Annotated in this window: 12 protein-coding genes; 6 read left to right on the top strand and 6 right to left on the bottom strand. The window is 62.1% G+C overall.

Annotated features, from left to right (window positions below; genetic code table 11):
- Positions 1-63: 63 nt before the first annotated feature.
- Genes K7G82_RS13685 through K7G82_RS30305 form a run of 6 tightly spaced genes read right to left on the bottom strand, consistent with a single transcriptional unit; the run spans position 64 to position 9,107 of the window.
- The gene (locus K7G82_RS13685; RefSeq protein ID WP_222990467.1) at positions 64-1,245 is read right to left on the bottom strand and encodes a Wadjet anti-phage system protein JetD domain-containing protein; all 1,182 of its coding nucleotides are present in this window, start codon (positions 1,243-1,245) and stop codon (positions 64-66) included.
- Positions 1,242-4,676 carry an SbcC/MukB-like Walker B domain-containing protein gene (locus K7G82_RS13680; protein WP_222990466.1) on the bottom strand — a complete coding sequence of 1,145 codons (3,435 nt, stop codon included), beginning with the start codon at positions 4,674-4,676 and terminating at the stop codon, positions 1,242-1,244. Before K7G82_RS13680 ends, K7G82_RS13685 begins: the two co-directional genes overlap by 4 nt.
- The gene (locus K7G82_RS13675; protein WP_222990465.1) at positions 4,673-5,404 is read right to left on the bottom strand and encodes a DUF4194 domain-containing protein; all 732 of its coding nucleotides are present in this window, start codon (positions 5,402-5,404) and stop codon (positions 4,673-4,675) included. Before K7G82_RS13675 ends, K7G82_RS13680 begins: the two co-directional genes overlap by 4 nt.
- A complete protein-coding gene (locus K7G82_RS13670; RefSeq protein ID WP_222990464.1) occupies positions 5,394-6,911 on the bottom strand; it encodes a Wadjet anti-phage system protein JetA family protein in 1,518 nt (505 codons plus the stop codon). Before K7G82_RS13670 ends, K7G82_RS13675 begins: the two co-directional genes overlap by 11 nt.
- A gap of 59 nt (positions 6,912-6,970) precedes the next feature.
- Positions 6,971-8,629 (bottom strand): hypothetical protein, encoded by a 1,659-nt coding sequence (locus K7G82_RS13665; RefSeq protein WP_222990463.1) that lies wholly within the window; start codon positions 8,627-8,629, stop codon positions 6,971-6,973.
- 40 nt (positions 8,630-8,669) lie between these two features.
- Positions 8,670-9,107: a phospholipase effector Tle1 domain-containing protein gene (locus K7G82_RS30305; RefSeq protein WP_222990462.1), complete on the bottom strand. Its 438-nt coding sequence runs from the start codon at positions 9,105-9,107 to the stop codon at positions 8,670-8,672.
- Positions 9,108-9,446: 339 nt separating this feature from the next.
- Between K7G82_RS30305 and K7G82_RS13655 the strand changes: the two genes are divergently transcribed.
- The 6 genes from K7G82_RS13655 (at position 9,447) to K7G82_RS13630 (ending at position 19,812) form a co-directional block, all read left to right on the top strand.
- Positions 9,447-10,085 carry a hypothetical protein gene (locus K7G82_RS13655; protein ID WP_222990461.1) on the top strand — a complete coding sequence of 213 codons (639 nt, stop codon included), beginning with the start codon at positions 9,447-9,449 and terminating at the stop codon, positions 10,083-10,085.
- Positions 10,086-10,685: 600 nt separating this feature from the next.
- On the top strand, positions 10,686-13,127 hold the full coding sequence (locus K7G82_RS13650) for a porin family protein (RefSeq protein ID WP_222990460.1): 2,442 nt from the start codon (positions 10,686-10,688) through the stop codon (positions 13,125-13,127).
- 221 nt (positions 13,128-13,348) lie between these two features.
- The gene (locus tag K7G82_RS13645) at positions 13,349-16,150 is read left to right on the top strand and encodes a TonB-dependent siderophore receptor (RefSeq protein WP_222990459.1); all 2,802 of its coding nucleotides are present in this window, start codon (positions 13,349-13,351) and stop codon (positions 16,148-16,150) included.
- 480 nt (positions 16,151-16,630) lie between these two features.
- Positions 16,631-17,389, top strand: coding sequence for a hypothetical protein (locus tag K7G82_RS13640; RefSeq protein ID WP_222990458.1), 759 nt, complete (start codon positions 16,631-16,633; stop codon positions 17,387-17,389).
- 291 nt (positions 17,390-17,680) lie between these two features.
- Positions 17,681-19,261: a M20/M25/M40 family metallo-hydrolase gene (locus tag K7G82_RS13635; RefSeq protein WP_222990457.1), complete on the top strand. Its 1,581-nt coding sequence runs from the start codon at positions 17,681-17,683 to the stop codon at positions 19,259-19,261.
- A complete protein-coding gene (locus K7G82_RS13630) occupies positions 19,261-19,812 on the top strand; it encodes a hypothetical protein (protein ID WP_222990456.1) in 552 nt (183 codons plus the stop codon). The genes K7G82_RS13635 and K7G82_RS13630 overlap by 1 nt, the downstream gene beginning before the upstream one ends.
- Positions 19,813-19,829: the final 17 nt, after the last annotated feature.

Genomic DNA, 19,829 nt, shown 5'->3' with positions numbered 1-19,829 from the left:
AGAACAAAGCCTCTGGCGATCTAAATTGCGACGGCGAATACATCCGCCCCGTTTCGCGCGGCCTTAGATGGGACTTATTGGATCGAGGTCTTCCTGTTCGTGGATAAGCCCGGTCAGCCCGATCTCCTCAGCCAGAGCAGCGACGGCGCTGTCCTCGAAGCCTTTCAGAGCCGCACCGATCCCACTGGCCGCGGCCGTTCCACGCTCAGCGAGCAACTCGGCAGACATCAGATGCGGCCGAAGGTCCACTCCGACCTCGGCGAGCGCGCGCTCCAAGTGTCGGAAGATCCTCACACCCCCCGGGTCCATGTCTCCCCAGTGGAAGGTTGGCGCTCTGGCGGCCGCTGCCAGCGAAAGAGTCGCCTCCAGGACCGGTCCCGATGGAAAACCACCGGAGTAGATGATGATGCCTCCCGCGATCGGAACCTCGCGGACGTGACGGATAAAGGAGGCGTAGTTCTCGATGGTGAGCAGATGGCTCGGCCGCTCGACAAGCCCGATCTGGGAGACCGTCTCGGTCGGTATCCCGGCATACGGCATCGCTGGTAGCGTTTGACCGGCAATCGTCATGCGTCCGGCGATCAGCAGCGGCTGCGGCAATCTGACGATACCAACCTCCGCGAGCAGACGCTCGATCTGAAGTTCGTCTTCGAACACCCCGGGATGCAACAAGGGGAGTATTTGCCTGACCTGCCTGAGATTGCGCTCCAGAGCCTTGGTGTCGCCCACGGTCGCGCGAGAGAAGGTGCGATAGTCCATGACTGCCTGATCCGAGCCGTCCCGCGCCCTGATCGCATCGGCCAATCGCAGGGAATGCTCGAGCGAGGTGACGTCCCCGGGGGGAAGCCCGACGTGCGAGACGCCGCGGCTCCAGGCCTCCGCCACCCTGTCCACCACGGCAAGCGCCGAAGGCGTGAGCTCCGGGGCACGTCGAACGCACTCCAGCGCTTTCTCAACGCGCAAGGACGATGGCGTTCTTCCCAGATGTGCGTACAGGACAGCTGGATCGGACAGCGCGACGGCGGTCGTCACGCGCTCGTAACGTGGCCCCTTCTGTATCAGCCGAACGCCGCCTACACCGACGAGGCTTGCGAGCTCCTCGTCGAATGCATCCCGTTCCGCGACGTTTCGAAAGCCTTCGATGTCTATCTCTGCCGACAGACGCGTCGTCTCCGGCCTGCGTTCGTAGCGGTCAAGAAGCGTCTCGAGCAGCTGGCGGGCATTGGAAAATCCGCGCCCGCTCATTCCGCCGCCCGCTCCGTCAGACCGTAACGCTCGGCAAGCTGCTCATCCGAGGCGTGTTGGGGATTGGCCGCGCGCATCTCCTGCCGCGCCCGCTCACGTATCTGCACCGTCTCGGCGAACGCCACGTCCCCACTGCGATAGACGTCGATCACGCAGTCGAGGTTCTCGAAGACGGCCGCCCGCTTCTCGCTAGGTGCTGCGATCACCACCTGCAGTCCGATCTCACGGTAGAAGTCGAGGAGGGTCCGTTGGTTGGGGCCGTCCATCTTCGAGAATGCCTCGTCGAACACCGCCAGGCCGATGCCCATCTCATCGACCCCGCCGAACTGCCGGGAGCCGTGGTATATGCTCGATAGCGCCGCACCGATCACGACATAGAACGGAACCTGACGCTCCGCGCCGCTGGCTACGCCTCGGTGCCGGTCGAAGCTCTTGGTGCGGCCAGAGGCCACGTCCCGCATACGCAGGTCGAAAGCAAAGTAGTTACGGTAGTCCTGATAAATGGCGAAATCGAACTCCTCATCTGCAAGGAGCTGCTCGACCTTCTGGAGTGCACGAGCATGGCGTTCGTCCTTCGGCTCCCCACGGCCGAACAGTGCGTCCAGCACGCTCTCATCGGTCTCGCTGTCCCTCGCCAGGCGGTAGAGGTCCTCGAATTCCGGCTTAAGCAGGGACTGGAGCTGGTAGATCTCGCCATGTAACGGGCGTGAGCGAAGCGCTCGACCCAGCGTTTCAAGCTCCGCCTCGAGCGTTCCGAAGCGGCTATTGAGCTCGTGGATGAAGTTGGTGCGGAAAAGCCTCGACACCCGATCGGCGGCTTCATCGGCCTGACTGCGGTATCGGATGAGTTCGTTGCCCTCGAGCGCCTCCACGCCCTCGGTGACCCATTGCCGGATGGCCCCTGTGATCTTCGCGTCCGCAGCACCCTCGAGCGTGTCGGGGAAATTCATAGCGTAGCGTCCAAGCGCGAGCCTGATGTCGCGTTCCAGCGCGCGATGGGCCTCAATGACCTCGCTCGCTCGCTTGGCCATGTCCGAGGCGACACGCGCCCAAGGACGGCTCGACAGCTCCTCAAGTCTCGGCCTCAATTTCTTCAGGAGCGGCTGCGTCGGAACAATGACCTTGAACTGCCGGCGACGGTGGGCAAGGCACAGATACGATCCCGGCATCCCGTCTCCGGCGCCCAGCCGCTTCCGGATCTCATCCGCCTCCTTGCGAATGGCGCCGCGGCGCTCGATCAGGTCCTCGCGGTCCTGCGTGAAGTCTCCAATCAAAAGCTTCGATTTCGCTTCCGCATTCAGCAGCGACGGATCCACCATCGCCGAGATCGCCTCGAGCCTCCCCAGCGCTTCGGCGCGGCGTTCCGAGATCCCGTCGAGCTCGAGCACGATGGCGTCCAGCCGATCCTTGGCGTCCACGCTTGCCGAGCAGTCCTTGAGTCTTGCGAGGATGTCCTCGAAGAATTTTTCGTTAGCCTCGTGCGTGGCCAGGTCACGCCGCTTCTCCTCGATGCTTGCGGTGAGACTTGCCTCCATAAGAGGCGCTGCGGCTAGGCCGATCTTGTACTGATCTGCTTTGCGCATCTCGGTCACGATGCTGTCGTTGTAGGAACCGTCCATCATGACGGCGCGGCCTCCCGAAAGTAGCGCTTCCTGATCCCCCGCCATCAGCACGTTACCGATGCGGAAGACAACGAAGGCCATCGCGAGTGGATCGGACGAGGTCACGACCGAGGCGAGCGACCGTGCTTCCGGGGCTGTGGCGCGGGACTGCAGCTTAGCGGTGTTGACGACCCGACACCGGGGATAAGACCCTCGGCCATGACGCAGTATCGCGGTGGCGCGTGACGCGTGCTCCGGCGCGACGATAATCGCCTCGCGGTCCCGGGCCATCAATGCCTCGACCGCATCGCGCCAGTCCTCATCCTGGATGTCTGCGACCTCGCACAGCGTGCGCGGCTGCATGCCCTCGGCCCGCAATGTCTCGATCAGACGCGTGGTCGCGGCACTGAGTGGGACCCGGCCGGAGCGTGCGGCCGCCAACCGCTCCAGATCCTCAGCGATCTCATCGCGGATGCGGCTGGCCCAAGTGATGGCCTTGTTCCGGAGATCCAGGGCCTTCGGTACTCGGGTCTGCGCCGCGGCCGCGAGTTCGTCGAGTAGCCGATCCATCGCCGCCGGATCGCGAGGCCAGTCGGGCGGCTCGAGCCCATCGCTCGCCTTCTGGATCGCCTCCAACGCCTTCAGCAGTTCGCCAGGGTTCACCACGCTGAGACGATCGCGCATCTTGAGAAGCTGAGTGGCACGCGCTGCCGCGAGATATCGATTTCGGAGCCTGTCCATCACCACGCCACGCGCGCGATCGATGTCCTTGATATCCCGCTGCACGGACTCCCGCTGCGCGGCGGCCCCAGTCGCGTTCAGTTGCCTGCGGATCGCCTCCAGCGTCTCGTTCTCGGTCGCGATCTCAACTTCGAGCCGCTCAAGTTCGCCGACCACGTTGGCAAGTTCGGCGGCGTTTGATCGTTTCTCGCCGATGTTCGAAAGCAAGCCTCCAACCGCCTCGATGACGAGCGCCGTCCTCTCGATGCTCCGGCATGCGTCCTCATCAGCGAGCAATTCGGCATATCGTTCGACCTGGACTTTCAGCGCACCAAGAGCCTCCAGTCGCTTTTCGAGATCAGTGATGGTCTTCTGGATCTCGCGATAGCGCTGGATCGATTCCCTCAACTCCGCGATGTCAACGTCACGACGCTCCAGCAGATACCGGCGGACGAACTGCTCGACCGACGTCATGTCCATGAAGGACAGCGCCGCGATAAAGGTCCGCGCGAAGCGGTCCGGGTCGGAGGTTTTTCTCCTGGTGAAGAGCGCACGCATGTATTCCCGGATGAACGAGCGAGCGTCGCCAGGAGTGTGCAACTGCCCGCTCCCTGCGACACAGGCGCGTTCCAGCCGTCTGCGGACGACTGACCACTCACTCGGCCGGATTGAGTCCCCCTGCTCGTCGATGAGCATGCCGGTGTCGACCACCACGCCTTCGGCGACATACATTCCGACCACCTCCGCGGGACGCCCGCGGGTCGCCTCGACCGACAGGCCCAGGCTGACCGGGAGCCGGTTTCCGGAACGATCCTCGAAGACGAGTGCAACGTGCGTGATGGCCTGATTTCGGAGAAAGCTGTCGTCACTGAGCTGGCCAAGGCAATAGCCTGCCAGAGTGCGATCCGAGCGGGATCCGCTCTCGCCGGCCGAGCGGTTGAAGCGGTAGAGACGTGCCGAGCCGCCTGCCAGGACGGCCTGGATCAGATCGATGATCGTGGACTTTCCCGACCTGTTCTGACCCAGGATGGCGAGATCGCCGCCAAGATTCAGATCTGCCCTGGAAATCATGTGCCAGTTGAGGAGGACGATTCTGCTGAGCTCGATCATTGCTCCTCGTCCCCGACCGTTGCGAGCTCATCGGACATCGGTTCGTTCGTTGGTTCCGGCTCTGGCTCTGGCTCACGCTCTGCATCCGGCCCCGGACCAACCATCTCGTCCTCTACAATTGGTGCGAGCGAGGCGCGGCCAGCCAGCGATTCCAGCGATGCGACGAAGTCGTCCCCGGCGACCGTCGCGACGAGCGCACGGATATCGAGATCCATGTCCTGTGCCTCGGCGTCGAGATCACCCAGACGCACGAGCGCTCGGCGCTCGAGCATCCTCAGCACATCCCGAAAGTCGGTTGCGCCCAGACCTGGCCGGCGGGATCCCGCGACGATCTCCTGATAGGCCGCGTAGGCCTCGTTGACCGTGAGCCTCGCCGTGCCGTTGTTGTGGATCTCCCCGTGCTGGAGTTCCTCCTCCCAGAGTCGCCGCATGACAAGGAGCACCAAGGTCTCGTCGATGCGCATGCGGGGCAGCGCGACACGTTCCGGATCCGGCAGTATACCGGCCCAGCCTTCACTCTCCCGGTGGACGAGGCGATAGCCTGCGACATCGAAGTAGCTTTCGATCAGACGCCTGCTTTCCGGTCGCGCGAGCACCTCAAGGAGCGGCGCGGATCCCCTGTCCTCGGTATGCACAAACTGGTTGCGCATGAGGTGCGCGATCAGTTGAGTTACCCTTTGATAAGCGCGAGGATTACTCTCACTGAGGTTATCGAACTCAACGAGCAACCTTACTCTCCATTGTTATGCTGTCATCGAGGCGACGGATCAGGAAGTCCGCGCACTCGATCCAATCGTTGTCGACCCGTGTGTCGCCGCGTGCCGAGAGCTCGAAGCGTCCTTCCATCATGCTGGCCATCCTGCCGCTGAGGGGAATATCCAGTCCTCCGGCCACGAGACCACGAAGAGCCTCGAAGGCGAGGAAGTCCTCCACATTCTCGATCCGGACATGCGCCGCCCGCATCTGTCCGAACGGAGGGACCTGCTTCTCGAGGAAGCGCGACAGTCTCGCCGGCGTCACGGTGAGCCGGTCGAGATACTCCCGCTCGAGCCGTCGCCTCAATTCACGAAGGGGGTCTGGTGGCGGGATGGCAAGATCGACGACCTCGATCGACGACCGCACGCTTCTCGCCTTTGCCAGCAAGGTTGGCGCGACGAACGGTATTCGCGGCTCTACTACGCCCCTTGGCTCGGTGTTGGCGCGGCGCCCGTCGATCACCAGCATGTCCAGACCGCGGATCACCGCCGTGCTGCGCTCGAGGAAGCTCGTGCGACGTCCGGCATAGCGAACGACGTTGCGCAGCCGGACCTCGAGCCGTGCCCGGTGGCGCTGGATTGCCTCGAAGGCCTCTTCGATCCGCTCGAAGACGCGGCGGATGCGGTTGAGGTCTTCGTAGACCAAGTTGAGCGCGGCCGCCCTGTTCGCGACGAGGCGCGCTTCCAGATAGGCATCCGCGAGCGCCGACAGATCGCCGTCGGACTCCTCAAGCAGGTCAAGAGACTGAAGGATCGCGCGGCGGTGCCTATAAGGATGGGCCGTTGTGGAAATGGCGGTGTAGTCGCGCAGGAGCACACGCTCGACGAAGTCCTCGAAATAGTGGCGTAGGCGGTCCGCAAGCGTGTCCGACGCCAGGACCTGGCGATCAACCTCGCGCAGAGCGGAGAGCACGCTGCGCAGGTAGCGTCCGAAAGCGGACGCATCCCTTGCCGCTTTGTTGAGGCCGAGTGCATTCTCGCCGGGCTTCTCCCGAACCGCCCTAATCGCGTTGCGCACCTCGACCACCAGTCCCCCCAGTTGCTCGGCGGTGCCGTCACGCATCGTGCAGAGGAACTCCGCCAGGCGCATTGGCCCGGACGGCATCTCCACCGTGACCTTCAGGCCGTAGCTTGCCTCGTCAAGCCAGCCCGTCTGTAGCAGGCGGTTGTAGATGTGACGGCTGCGGGTGATCACGACGCCCGTCGCCCCGGTGTCCGCGCCCTCGACCCGGCGGCGACGCACGCGGCGTCCGCTGCGCGTCACAAGTCGGTCGAGATCAACGGGCGCCTCTTCCTCGGACCACAGCTCCGGCTCACGGGTGAGGCATTCGTAGATGACCGCCACGACTTCTGCCTGGGTCGGGAACATCAGGTCGGAGCGATAGAGCTGTTCATAGACGGCGAGAACGGCAAGTTCGAAGAGCCGCCTGTTCCCGCCAGCGAAGACGGTGAACACATCGACGCCGAGCTGGCCGAACAACGCCGCCTGCGGGGATACCGATACCGGCGGGGGGTGAAGTCCATGCACGACCGAATAGCCTAGTTCGTGTGGCTGTTGGGAAGGTGCGAAGGCATCTTGCCGATCACCAGGGCACCGTCCTCCTCGTCCCAGTGGTAGTAGATGCGGGCCTGGCTGGAATTGTCGGTGCCGTTGCCATTCTTGAAATGGTCGTAAAGCACCGTCCGTCGGCCCTTGTAGACGACCGAATACTGGCTCCACTTGCTCGCATCGTCCCGGGTCGCGAAGCAGGGCGTGTCCTCGAAGCCGAGCCGCTGGAGGCTTGCGTCCGCGGCTGCGCGGTCCTCGCGCGACTTCGATCGCCGGGCCGGGACGTATTCGTTCTTTAGGATGAGGAGCACCGATTCCAGGCGACGAAGCATGTTGTCGCTGCCGGTCTTTCGGCAGTCGCGTAGCGCAGGCTGCATGATGACCACGCTGCCGGCCAGGACCTCCTCGGCCCACTCCGGAAGATCCTCATAGGATTCCAGCTCGCGCGCCGGCACTTCCTCCTCCGGCACCGTAGCTGGCCGGGCGCTCATTGCGGCCGTCAGCCGGCGCTTCAGGATTTCTATCTCGTTCTTCAGCTCCTCTTCGCGCGCCTCGACGTCCAGGCGCAGCTTGACTTCGTCGTCATTCAGCGCGTCAGCCGACTGGAGATCCGCCTCCAGCGCCTCGACCCGCTGACTGAGCGCGGAGTTGGCGAGTTCGAGGTCCGAGATGCGCTCCACCTGCCCGCCGCCCGTCCGGGTTGGCATGGTCGCGGCAGCGGCTCTAACCTCGGAGAAGCGAAGGAATGGTCTCTCGTGCGCGACGTCCCTGAGGGTGAGCGGTAGGAGGCGGCTCGCCAGCATGTCGATGAACTGCGCCGCGCGCATACCAAGCGGGTAGAGGAACAGCGGATGCCGGAAGCGTTCCTCATCGTCGGTGGTCAAGCCCGGCATGTAGATGCGCACCGCCCCGCCGAAGACCGACATCTGCTTGCCGACACTCTTGGTGAGCGCCCAGGATGCATTGACGTCGAGCTCCGCCACATGTGCCGCGCCCGAGAGCCGACGGGCGACCTGCAGTGGGTTCACCAAGTAGTTGCCATCAGCGTTCTGCGAGAGTGCGATGATTGGAAGCCGGCGGCCCTGCGAATAGACGAGCGCCTCGAACTCATGGACATCTGCCTCGCCAATTTGTGCTGGCACCTCCTGCATGGGCTGGCCATCTGCCTCGGCCGACAGCACTTCGAGGATGTTCCGCACCAGCCTCGGCCTCGTCAGGATGAAGTCCCGGTCGTCCGGTCGACCCAAGAACGAGAGCTGAGCGCCGAAGCGGACCATCTCACCAGCGCGGCGCTCGACGAACAACTCGGTGATCCAGTTGCGTGGCGGGGTGCCGTCCGCCGTCCCGTCCGAGAACTCGCTCAACCAGGCTGCCCACACAGAGCCATCTGGGACGTCCAGCCTGACGGCACGGCACGGGTTAGCCTGATACTGACCGACGAGATCGAACGGCGCCCCGCGAAGAGCCTCGACGGGCAGGTTCCCTCCCGCCTTGGGCGCCATCCACTCGACACAGGCCTCGATGGTCTTCTCGAAGGCAGCGGTGTCGGTCAGGTTGAAGCTGCACCTGGAAATGGGCCGCGCGATCCTCGCCGTTGCGGCGCGCCTCCCTGAAGCGAAGTTGGTGGTCGAGTTAATCGTCAGCCCCATACCCGAGCCCTTTCACCTTGAAGCTGTCTAATCGGAAGGCTCATGCGCGGCGCTCGAGGAGCGCCTGAAAGTGCTGGATGCCATGTTGACGCAGCGATGTCAGATCCCTCCGGGGAGCTTCGTCTCCGTCACAAGGGCGGCCTCGACCGGAGCCTCGGTCCGCACGTCCATCGCTGTCCTGACCGCTCGATACTTGGTGCAATGGAACACGCCCCGTTTGAGATCGACATAGTTGGAGATACGAGGCTTTACCTTGAGCGCAATCGTTCGGTTGGGCAGATGGAACACGGAGTCCACACGATCTCCAGAGTCGAGATTGTATTTGCCAGGCCGCTTCGAGCGCGCTGCTTCCCTGGCTGTAATGCACCCTCTGCCGATCACTTTTCCCGAGAACGCGGTACAGCTTTAGGACGTTCGAGATCGCGACTTCGATCCCGTTGCCTGTGCCATCGCAGCAGATGATGATGTTTTTGGCCATGATCAATCCACCGATCGCCGGTCATGCCAGCTCGTCTGGCGAGGGTTCCATTGGCGCGGCTGATATCGAAGTGCATCGCCGGCCGCTAAAATGCCTGTACACGACCAGTTCCCCGGCCAGTATGCGTACGATAACAAATCTTACGGAGAAAACGAGCGGCACACCCCAGTCCACATCCCTGATTCATCCGATCCGGATGAAAGTTGCTGACCTCGTTCTTTCCACGGATTTCGAATGTCCTGTCTCGCCTTGGATTGGCGGGGTGTTCGACCCGGCATTGCAATGGCGTCGGATCAGTGTTCTGCCTACATTAAAGGCGTGGCAAGGGAGGAAGATGGCATGAGCAATTGGACTGATGGGATGGCTGGGCTGCTCAAGGCTGTCGTGGAGTTTCCGGCCAATGTAATGGAAAGCCTCGAACGTGCCGTAAATGCCAAGCTCCGGATGGGCCGTATTAGGGAACTGAGTCGCGAACTCGAGGCAGCCGACCTGTTGATGGCAATGCAGGAACAACAGCAGGAGCAACAGCAGCAACAACAGGAAACCCATCAGTGCCAGCTGCAGCGGCCAAAGCCTTGGCCCGCTGATGGTGCCCTTGTGCGGATCAGGGCCGACGGGACGGTCAGCGTCGTTGATGTGACGGGCGGAGACGGTGCGTTGATCGCGAGATTTAACGATTTTCTCGATAGGATGAATGCCAATTGCCGGTCGATCAAGGACATGCTTGAGACAAATCCCGCTCTGCGGAAAATTCCCTTCTTCGTCGAGATCGAGCGGGCGATCGATAAGAGGTTGAAGATTGTCGAAGCGCTGGATGATGTAGATGGGGAGTTGTTCGCGAAAGAAGAATTCCGGGAGCAGTTTTTTGAAGTGTTATTAGGGCTGACCCAACAACTTTCTGTAATCAATAAGAAACTCGAGGCGCATCTGGTGGTGCTTCGCGAAAAAATCGACTTGAAAATTGGTTTTTCCGGGTAGTCAGCTCTCGCTCCGGTTTGTCCTCGCCCCGGGCGCTGCTGTACGAGCGTTCAGGTAGAACGCGTGGTTACGTCTGCTCCCTCACTCTCGGTGGGGCACATATTTATCGGGTTGAATGCTCAATGCTCTGAGATTTGTATCGGTATTTTCCCGAGATGCGGCCAGTTCCGATGTAGTCCGCTCGCTGTCCTCGGTGCTCTCGGACTGCTCGAAGGTCGGGCTCTACTGGTGGCCCAAGAGAGAACCAGATCGCGCTCCAGATGAGCAAGCACATTACACGATCAACTCCTGCCCCTTTGTGCCGACGGGCGTTGAGCTAGGGATCCAAAGGCACCCGTGCGGGCATCGCCATCTCACTCGTCCTGAACATGTGCCCGCTTTCGAGGGCATGTGTCGGGAGAGTGTAGCATGGTGCGTACGGGGCGGGGCCGGCGGACTGAATTTGGGCGGTTGAAGGTAGGGGGCCTCGGTATCGCCGGCCTGATGCTCGCGGTAAAACCCGCCCTCGCACAGGATCCGCAGCCGCCCAGGGCTGACCCCGATTCGGTTCCCGTTACCGCAGGCCGAGAGGTTCCTGGCGAGGATCCCGGCGAGATAGTCGTGAGGGCGCCGTGGGGCAGCACGGGGCTGCCGGCCGAACTTGAGGTCACATCGGATGAAATCGCCAGCTACGGTGCCTCGACCATTGGCGAACTGCTGCGCTCGCTTCGCCCGCGTATAGGAGAGGATGCGTCATCGGCCATGCTGGTCAACGGCCGGCGGGCGGCGCCTGGCAGCAGCGTCAGCGGCTATCCGCCCGAGGCGGTCTCCAGGATCGAAGTCCTGCCGCCCGAGGCCGCAACCCGGCTCGGCTATCCCGCCGGGAAGCTCGTGGTCAATGTGATCCTGAAGCGCGAATTCGCCTCGATCACCGGCGAGGGATCGGTGCGCGTGGCGACGCGCGGCGGTACCACCGGCATCGGCGCGACCGCTCATCGGGTCAAGCTCGACGGGCACGCATCGACCAGCATCGAATTGGGCTATGGCCGGATCAGCGCATTGACCGAAGCCGAGCGCCGCGTCTCCACGGTCGCCGGACAATATTCGGGAGAGGGTGATGTTGTGGGCCTCGTACCCGGCGGTGAAATCGACCCGGCGCTGACGGCCCTGGCCGGCGTGCCGGTCACGACCGCGGGAGTGCCGGCGACTGCACGGGCGACTCCGCCGACGCTTGCCGATTTCCTGCCCTTGGTCAATCGACCTCATCCTGCCGCGGCTGGCGATGCGCGCACGCTCACGCCGGCCAGCGAGGACATGGGGCTGAAGATCGGTTTCTCGCGGCCGATAGGCGGGTTCACGGGATCGCTCAATGTCGGTGGCCAGTTCGCCCGCTCGCGCAGCCTGCTCGGCTTTGCCCAAGCCCAGTGGATGTTGCCGCCCGGAAGCGCCTGGTCGCCCTTCGCTGGCGATACGCTCATCCGGCGAGCGGCAGGAGCGCCACTGACCGGCCGGAACGAGACATTCGGCGCCAATCTCGGCTTCGGCCTTGCCGGGCGCGCCGGCAAGGCGCAACTGAGCCTCAGTGCCGGTTTCGCTTGGAGCGGAAGCGAAAGCCAGATCGAGCGCGGGCGTGACTGGAGCGGCGTCCAGGCTGCCGTCGCCGCCGGCGCCAATCCCTACGGAGCGCCGGCCGGCTTGCCCGATGCGCCGGTCCTCGCCGATGTCAGCAAGGGCGAGACCACGTCCTTCGTGCTCCAGGCCAATGCGTCCGCCCCCCTGGCCGAGCTTCCCGCTGGGCCTGTCAGCGCGACCTTGTCCCTGGGCGCGGCGCATGCGCGCGGAACCACCCGCTACGGCGACGATCCCGATTTTCAAACCGGCAGGGACAGCGCCGACGCGGTGCTCGCCTTCAGCCTGCCCCTGGCAAGCAGGGGGGGCTTCCTTGCGCCGCTCGGCGATCTCAGCCTCAATCTGACCGCGGGTGGCTTTGTCGGCAATGGCGGGCCGCCGCGCACCCGGTTCGGCGTTGAAGCCGCATGGTCACCTATGCAGGCGATCCGGCTTAACCTGCGCTACTCGGTCGAGCGCTCCGCGCCAACGCTCGAACAATTGACCGCGCCCCTGGTCATCACACCGGCGGTACGCCTCTATGATCCGGTTCGCGGTGAAGTGGTCGAGGTTGAGCAGGTGACCGGCGGCAATCCCGATCTCGCTACCATCAGCCGTGGGGAACTGGCGGCCGGCGCGCAATTCCGGCTGGCTACCGTGCCTGGTCTCACCTTGACGATGGATTATCGCCGCGAGCAGGAAAATGGAATGGCTGGCGGTTTGCCGTCATTTTCAGCCGACGTGGAGGCGGCGTTTCCCGATCGCTTCCTGCGGGACGATGATGGCCGCTTGGTCCGGGTCGATGCGCGGCCGATTTCGATCGAGGAGAGCGTGACTCAAAACCTGCGAACGGCGATTAACTGGTCGACGGCGCTCGGTGCGAGCGGGAAGACGGCGGTCGGCGAACGAGCCACTTCCGGCGGAGCCGGCGCGGGTGGCTTGCGGATTGGACCCGCCGGCGCGCTCGAAACGGTTGCCGGTCGCGGCCGTCTCGAACTGTCGCTCGGGCATGTCTGGCAACTCGCCGATCGCGTGCGCTGGCATGCCGGTCTGGCACCTCTCGATCGCCTTGCCGGCTATGGCGGTTCGGTATTGCCCCGCCACCGGATCGAGGCAACGGCAACGCTCGGCAAGGCTGGTGCCGGGGTGTCGCTCAACGCGAACTGGCAGGCGCCGGCATGGCGGCGCAGCGCTCTTGCCGACGCGCTCGGCGATCTGCGTTACGCAGCAAGGACGCAGGTCGGTTTCCGCCTTTTCGGGGAGCTGGGCATACTTGGCGTCGGCGTGGAGAGCGGCTGGGCAAAGGGGCTGCGTATGAGCGTCGAAGCGAACAATCTTTTCGACAGCAGGATCAGGGTGACAGATATCGCTGGAGTCACCCCGCGCGGCTTTCTTCCCGATGATCTCGACGCACTCGGGCGGACTGTGAGGGTCATGCTTCGCAAGCTGATCTGAAAGCGGCTTGTTGTCACGGCGGCTGTTAGGAAAACGAAGAGCAGGGTGAGAAACGGGCGCGGGGTCGCGGCGATCCATTCGGATCGCGAAGACATTTGCGCGACTATTTCCCTGCGAAAGCGGAGCGTGCTTCAAAATCGCAGGGCCCGTGCGGTGCCGCTGATTCAGTTCGTTGAGGGGATAACGCTCGAAATCATCGAGCCGAATTCAGGGGGGTTTTCATGAAACTGCGTCATCTCGCCCGGTCCTCGCGGACCGCGCTCGCCATCGCGCTCGCTGCGCCTGCCGCCATCGCATTGCCGCAAGCGGCCCATGCCCAGGCGGCGGCCCAATCCTTCTCCATTCCCGCCGGCGATCTCCGTGCCGCACTCCAGGCATTCTCGTCGAGCACCGGCATCCAGCTCGTCTATTCCAGCGACCTCGTCGCCGGGAAGCACTCGCCGGGCGTGTCCGGTGAAATGACCGCCCAGGCGGCGCTCGCGCGCCTGCTGGCTGGCACCGGGCTTTCGGCGCGCATGTCGGGCAACAGCGCGACGATCACCAGGGGCGGCACTGCGGGCGAAATCGCCGCCCAGGACGGCGAGCGAGTGCTCGGGCCGGTCCGCGTGGAGGGGAGTCAGGGCTCTCCCTATTTTGGCGGAGCCGGCCGGGATGTCGGCGTCAACGGGATCAACGGCTCGCGCGATATCACAGCGACCGAGGGCACCGGCAGCTTCACTTCGGGGGCGCTGACCATCGGCAGCAAGGTCGCGCAATCGATGAAGGACGTGCCGCAGACAATCAGCGTGCTCACGAGCGAGCGGCTAGAGCAGCAGAATGTCACCGATTTCACGACGGCGATGCGGCAAATGCCGGGCATCACGCTCGTGCAAGGGTCTTCGAGCATGGAAACCACTTTCCTCTCACGCGGATTCAAGATCGAAAGCATCCAGGTCGACGGCGGTGCGCCCCTGTCGACCTCGTTCGGCGGAGGGGCGGGCTATTTTCCCCAGATCGACATGTCGATTTACGATCACGTCGAAATATTGCGCGGCGCAGCGGGGCAGTTCAGTGCCTACGGCAACCCCTCGGGAACTGTGAATCTCGTTCGCAAGAAGCCGCTCGATCATAGTCAATTGTCGATCGACGCCCAGGTCGGGAGCTGGAGTAACTATCGCCTTGTTATCGACGCGACGACGCCGCTTGCGTTCGATGGCAAGCTGCGCGGTCGCTTGGTGACCACCTACCAAGACCAGCGCTATTTCTATGACCGGGCCAAGCTCAACAAGATCCTGATCTACGGCGTTGCCGAGCTTGATGTCACGCCGACCACGCTGGTCACGGCCGGGCTCAACTATATCAAGCAGGATACGGTGCCTTGGATCGGCGGGTTGCCGCGCTATCAGGCCGGCGGTGATCTGAAGCTGCCGCGTTCGACGTCTCTTGTATTTCCATGGAATCGCTGGGATTTCGAGACGCGCGAACTGTTCGGCACGCTTGAGCAGAAGATCGGCTCGGAATGGCTGCTGAAGCTCAACGTGACGCAGAACAGGCAGACCAGTTTCAGGAAGACGGCCGGAAGCGCGGGGGCGATCAACCCGGTCAATGGACTCGGGGCAGACATGATTGGCAGCTATTATGATTATGCCGGGAAGCAGTTGTCTGCCGAGGCGACGTTTACCGGAGCGTTCACGCTTTTCGGGCAGCGTCAGGAGGTGGCGATGGGTGTCAACCGTGTCACCAGCGATGCCCCTGGGCGCGGTTACCAGCCCCTTATTATCGGACGGCATGACAATCTCTATCAACCATATCCGAACGGGCCGATCTATTGCGGCAACGGGGTGACTCTCTGTCCTGCTGGAAGCATCAATCGCACCTATCCGCCGGTCAATGTTCTGAACTTCAACCCCAACGACCCCATCTACACCGAGCCGCGTAAGCCCCTTTCGAGCGCTCTTTTTCTCGAAAATGGTCAGGTCCGGTCGACCGCCTATCTCAATCTCAGATTGACGGCGTTCGACAGGCTGCACCTGACCACTGGCGTGCGCTGGAGTCGCGAACAAACGAATCAGGTCCAGCAGGCGCTTTGTGTATTCTTGCCATCCAGCGGTTGTGTCGGGAAGGCCATAGGCGATGTCAGGAGTGTGCCGTTCAATAGGCATTATGGCAGCACCGACTTCAGTTGGCCGCCGGCCGCCAATCTGTCTTTTGATGTCACGAAAGCGTTGACGGCCTATGTCGGTTATACCGATATCTATACGAGCCAGTCTGAGTTTCGAACCGCTCAGCAAACCGCGCTCGCCCCGGTAACGGGGGGGAATTGGGAAGCGGGAGTCAAGTGGGCGGCGCGAGATGGCAAGCTTAATCTGACTCTCGCTGCCTACCGGATGCGGCAGAAAGGAGGTGCTATCCGCGATATCACCATTCCAGAGTACGAGGTGAGCGAGGGGGTTCGTTGCTGCTATATCGGTGATCCCGATAATGTGTACCAGAGTACGGGCTTTGATATCGAGGTAAGCGGCGAACTGCGGCGCGGTTTGCAGCTTTCTGCAAGTTATACGTATAATGAAGCAACTTATGAAGGGAAGATGTATGAGGAATACGGTATAGCCGGAACCTCATTTATCTCGATATCGCCAAAGCAGGTCTACAAGCTCTGGATGAGCTATGATTTCGGAGCCGCTGGCCACCGCGGCAGGCTCTCCGGATTGACGCTGTCCGCTGGTGTGAATGGACAATCTGCGGGATATAATACCGGATATTTTTGTCAGAACTTCGTTGGTGAGTCGAATCCGATCAATGGTCAGCGGGAATGCGCGTCCTGGGGGCCGCCTGACTATGCGCCGTATGAATTCACGGTTCCAGCCTATGCGGTGGTCTCGGCGCGTATCGACTATCGCTTCTCCGATAAATGGTCACTGGCGCTAAATCTCGAGAATATCCTCGACAAGACCTATTATCAGACTGTCTCCAACTCGCCCAGCAGTGGGCACTGGTATGGTGCGCCCCGATCGGTAACCGCGTCTCTCCGCGCCAAATGGTAGGCTGTTAGCGTCTGTTGCGTCGGGGCGATCCGTGTGGATCGGCCCGAGCAAAATTCGTAGAGACGGGTCATTTATAGGTTCAGGAGTGAACTTGGCTCTTGCAAGGCTGAAGTTGTTCATCTGCGAATCGGGCAATGTCATCCAACAGCAGAAGCGAGGCACTATGTCGAACAGACGGGACTTCGACAGAAGGCGCTTTCGCCATCATTCATTGTGGGGCGCAATGGGTCGAGCTCATATATGGCGCGCGTGATACCGGTGATTGACAAGGTTCTGTAAGAATATTTTGATTTATCAAAATGCCAAATTTTCGATGAAAATAACTGACATGCTGAGTAGCAATTGAGTTTCGGATAGGCGAAATTGGATTGTTGTGCGTCTCAGGTAAGGTGAATCGTCGATATAAAGGCGTAATGTAACTTACTATCTTGAAATGCTATCAGCGGTCGGGCTCAATGCAATTTGTAATGGAGATGTGAAGTGAAATATTTGCGCCGATTTGTGCCGACTATATTGCTCATTTCGGTGAACGGAGCTGCGCCCGCGCCCGCCGCAGCAAACGAAGCGCCTGAGGGCATGTTCGTAATGCCGTCGGGCAGCAAGGATCTGGCCGGAGCCTTTCTAGGTTGTCAGGATATAAAGCAGCAAAATGAACAACTCGTCATAGACGCGTGCAGGAAGGCTGCCGACGCGGCGCCCACCCCGAGGGCAAAGGCGGTTCTCCTCTCGCTGCGATCAAAGGCATTGCTGCGGTCAAAGCGATATGGGGAGGCTGTCACGGACGCGCAAGTTGCAGTGAGTTTCGCTCCGGATCGCTGGGAAGCACTGAACCAACTGTGCTGGGCGGCGGCTGTGTCGGGAATAGTGGTTCCGAGCGCCACGGATGCTTGCGCCAGGGCTGTGGGCCTGAGCGCCGCCCGGACGAATGCGCGTCATAGTGATGCGGTCTACAGCCTGCGCACCAGCAATTGGCATCGCGCCGCAGCGCTTTTCGATGGCTTGGCTGAGCAGAGCGCCAAGCGCTATCCCGAAGTGCAATTCGGGAGCGTGATCGCCGCGAAATGGCTGGCGGACGGATATCGAAAGTCGGCCGATAAAGAAGAAAGAGAAGTTGCGGGCATCGTGGATGTGAATATCGGAAAAGTCGAGGCGACTTTGGCCCAGGACAAGCCTGGCCTTGAAAGCGCCCGCAAATATTTCCGCGACCTTGGTTTCTCAATGCCTGACGGCTCCCTCTGACCTGGATCGGCGCTTCGAGGACGAGGGACGGGCTCAGCGTCAGCTGCGCCGTTTTTCGGGCGCCCTTTGCGCTGCGATTGGAAGGTGAGGCGCGAGGGCGGATCGGCGATCGCGCGACCCACCCTGCGCGGCTGATCTGGCAATCCTGACCGGCGTCCCTTCAGCCTCGCTCCGAGCATGCATCGCGTAGCCGTTCGGCTTTGAAGGGGCGGGAAGCGGCCGTGCGACCCCTCGGAGGCGTTGCCAGCCGGGTGATCCGAATCCCGATCAAATTGGAAATGGAACCACGCGATGCATGGTAAATTGATTCTCGCATCTCTCTTTGCCATTGTCTCGCTCTCCGGCTGCGCGACCATGTCCGCGACCCCACGATCGTCGTTGAGCGTCACCGCAATGCAGGCGGACACCGCCTATCTTTCGGGCGACGGTCTTGAGGGTCGTGCTCTCGGCACCGCTGGTTACGATCTGGCGGCCGCATATGTTGGTGATCGCTTCCGTTCCGCCGGACTGAAGGGCTGGAACGGGAGCGTGATTCAGTCCGTTCCCCTGGTGAAGCGTGTCGCCGATCAGGCGCGCACGCCGTTCGTCGAGCTTGGCGGGTTGCGCCTGATAAGCCAGGGATCGACCATTCATCTGGAGGCGGACAGCGTTGTTGACGGCGAGCTGGTCTTTGTCGGCCATGGTCTTCGTGACGAGACCCTAGCGATTGACGATTTCAAGGGCGTGGATCTCCAAGGCAGGGTCGCTGTCGTCATTCAGGCGATCCCTCCTGGCGTGCCCGAAGCGCTTGGCTATGTGCGTGAAGCCAATATCCGTTCGATGGGTGGCCGCGGGATCATCTATCTCCGCCTCACGCAACGCCCGGCAGGATCGCGCAAAAATCCGCCGGATCCCGCCATTCCGGGCGTGCGGATCGATGGCGTTGCCCGGAGCGCGGCGATCCCCGTGGTCACTCTCGATCTTCCCGAGGCGGAGGCGCTGCTGAACGGCAGCCCGGTCTCCATCGATAAGCTGCGTCGGACGTTAGCTTCGGGGCAAAGGCTCAAACCTGTCGAGCTCGGACAGCGCGCCACGATCCAGGCGAATCTCGAAGAACGTCGATTCGCCAGTCCCAACATCGTGGCGATGATCCCCGGCTCCGATCCTTCGCTTCGCAACCGCCCGGTGGTAGTGACCGCGCATCTCGATCATCTCGGTAAGTCGCCGGAGGAAGGTGGCAAGGACCGGATCTTCAACGGCGCACTCGATAATGCGGTGGGCGTCTCGATCATGCTCGACGTCGCGCGCTCGATCGCGGGGGAGCGGCGGCAGCCCAGCCGGCCTATCATATTCGCGGCGGTCACCAGTGAGGAAACGATGATGCTGGGATCGACATATCTTGTCGATGCTCTGCTCAAGCAAGGCGTAATTCCCGCTGCCAATGTCAATATCGACATGCCGGTCCTTACCTATGAGTTCAGCGATATCACCCCCTATGGCGCCGACCAGTCGTCACTGGGGCCGATCGTTGCTCAAGCAGCCTCGCGGTTCGGTGCAGCGATCTCTGGCCAGAACCAGACGGGCGATCCGCTCTGGCGATCGGACCAACTGGCTTTCATAAATCGCGGCATCCCGTCGGTCTATGTCGAGCCCGGGCCGGGAAATGGCGGTCAGGCGGCATGGGAGACCTATCGGGCCGAGCGTTATCACAAGGTCGGCGACGATATGTCCCAGCCCATCGACTGGCGGGCCGTCGAGCGCTTCGCCGGAATCCACAAGGCGCTTATACTCGCGATCGCGAACGACAAGCGCGCCCCGAGCTGGAATCCGGGGAACGGTCTTGAGCAATATATCAACAAGAGGCTGGCCGAGCGCCGCGAGATGGCGAGATAGTGGATGATCGTGCGGTTTGGGGCGAGCGATCGCTCATCGCTCCTCCAGCACACATTTTTTTGTTCGCGCGGGAATGCGGTGCTGGCGAGGTCGCACGTTTCCCCATGGAGGACCACAAACAGCGACCTGAAGGGATTTTGACCATGACGAGACCGAGGATCCATGCGCTCGGCGCGATGGTGTTTACTCTTGTTCTGACCGGTCTGGCCGCCAGCGCCGCCGTGGCGCAGAATACCGGCGCGATCGCCGGACCGAGCACGGCTAAGCCGGTCCATACCAAAGTGGCCCGTGTCAAAAGCACGTCGAACGTGCTGGACATCACCGTGAACGGCAAGGTCCTGCGCAATCGCGACGATACGGCCTTTCCCTGGACGCTGAGCGATCAGTCGCCCGACGTCTCGGACCTCGGGCCGTTCAACTTTGCCGACGGCACTGAGATTTGTCTCGTGGCGGATGCCGGAAAGGCGTGTCATGCGCTCAAAAAGGGCGTCGTCGGCGTCTATGTCGTCGAATATCGCGGCAAATCCTATCTCGCCCATCTCACCATTTGATCGTCATTGCGTCGTTC

The organism is Sphingomonas colocasiae (genome assembly GCF_019880585.1).
GTDB classification, from domain to species: domain Bacteria; phylum Pseudomonadota; class Alphaproteobacteria; order Sphingomonadales; family Sphingomonadaceae; genus Sphingobium_A; species Sphingobium_A colocasiae.
Note: the sequence above shows the minus strand (reverse complement) of the source record. Positions and strands in the feature narration are given on the sequence as shown.

Bases quoted from the DNA above. Each gene is read 5' to 3' on its own strand.
- K7G82_RS13685 (WP_222990467.1), bottom strand. From the start codon at position 1,245: ATGAGCGGGCGCGGATTTTCCAATGCCCGCCAGCTGCTCGAGACGCTT.
- K7G82_RS13680 (WP_222990466.1), bottom strand. From the start codon at position 4,676: ATGATCGAGCTCAGCAGAATCGTCCTCCTCAACTGGCACATGATTTCC.
- K7G82_RS13665 (WP_222990463.1), bottom strand. From the start codon at position 8,629: ATGGGGCTGACGATTAACTCGACCACCAACTTCGCTTCAGGGAGGCGC.
- K7G82_RS30305 (WP_222990462.1), bottom strand. From the start codon at position 9,107: ATGGCCAAAAACATCATCATCTGCTGCGATGGCACAGGCAACGGGATC.
- K7G82_RS13655 (WP_222990461.1), top strand. From the start codon at position 9,447: ATGAGCAATTGGACTGATGGGATGGCTGGGCTGCTCAAGGCTGTCGTG.
- K7G82_RS13645 (WP_222990459.1), top strand. From the start codon at position 13,349: ATGAAACTGCGTCATCTCGCCCGGTCCTCGCGGACCGCGCTCGCCATC.
- K7G82_RS13635 (WP_222990457.1), top strand. From the start codon at position 17,681: ATGCATGGTAAATTGATTCTCGCATCTCTCTTTGCCATTGTCTCGCTC.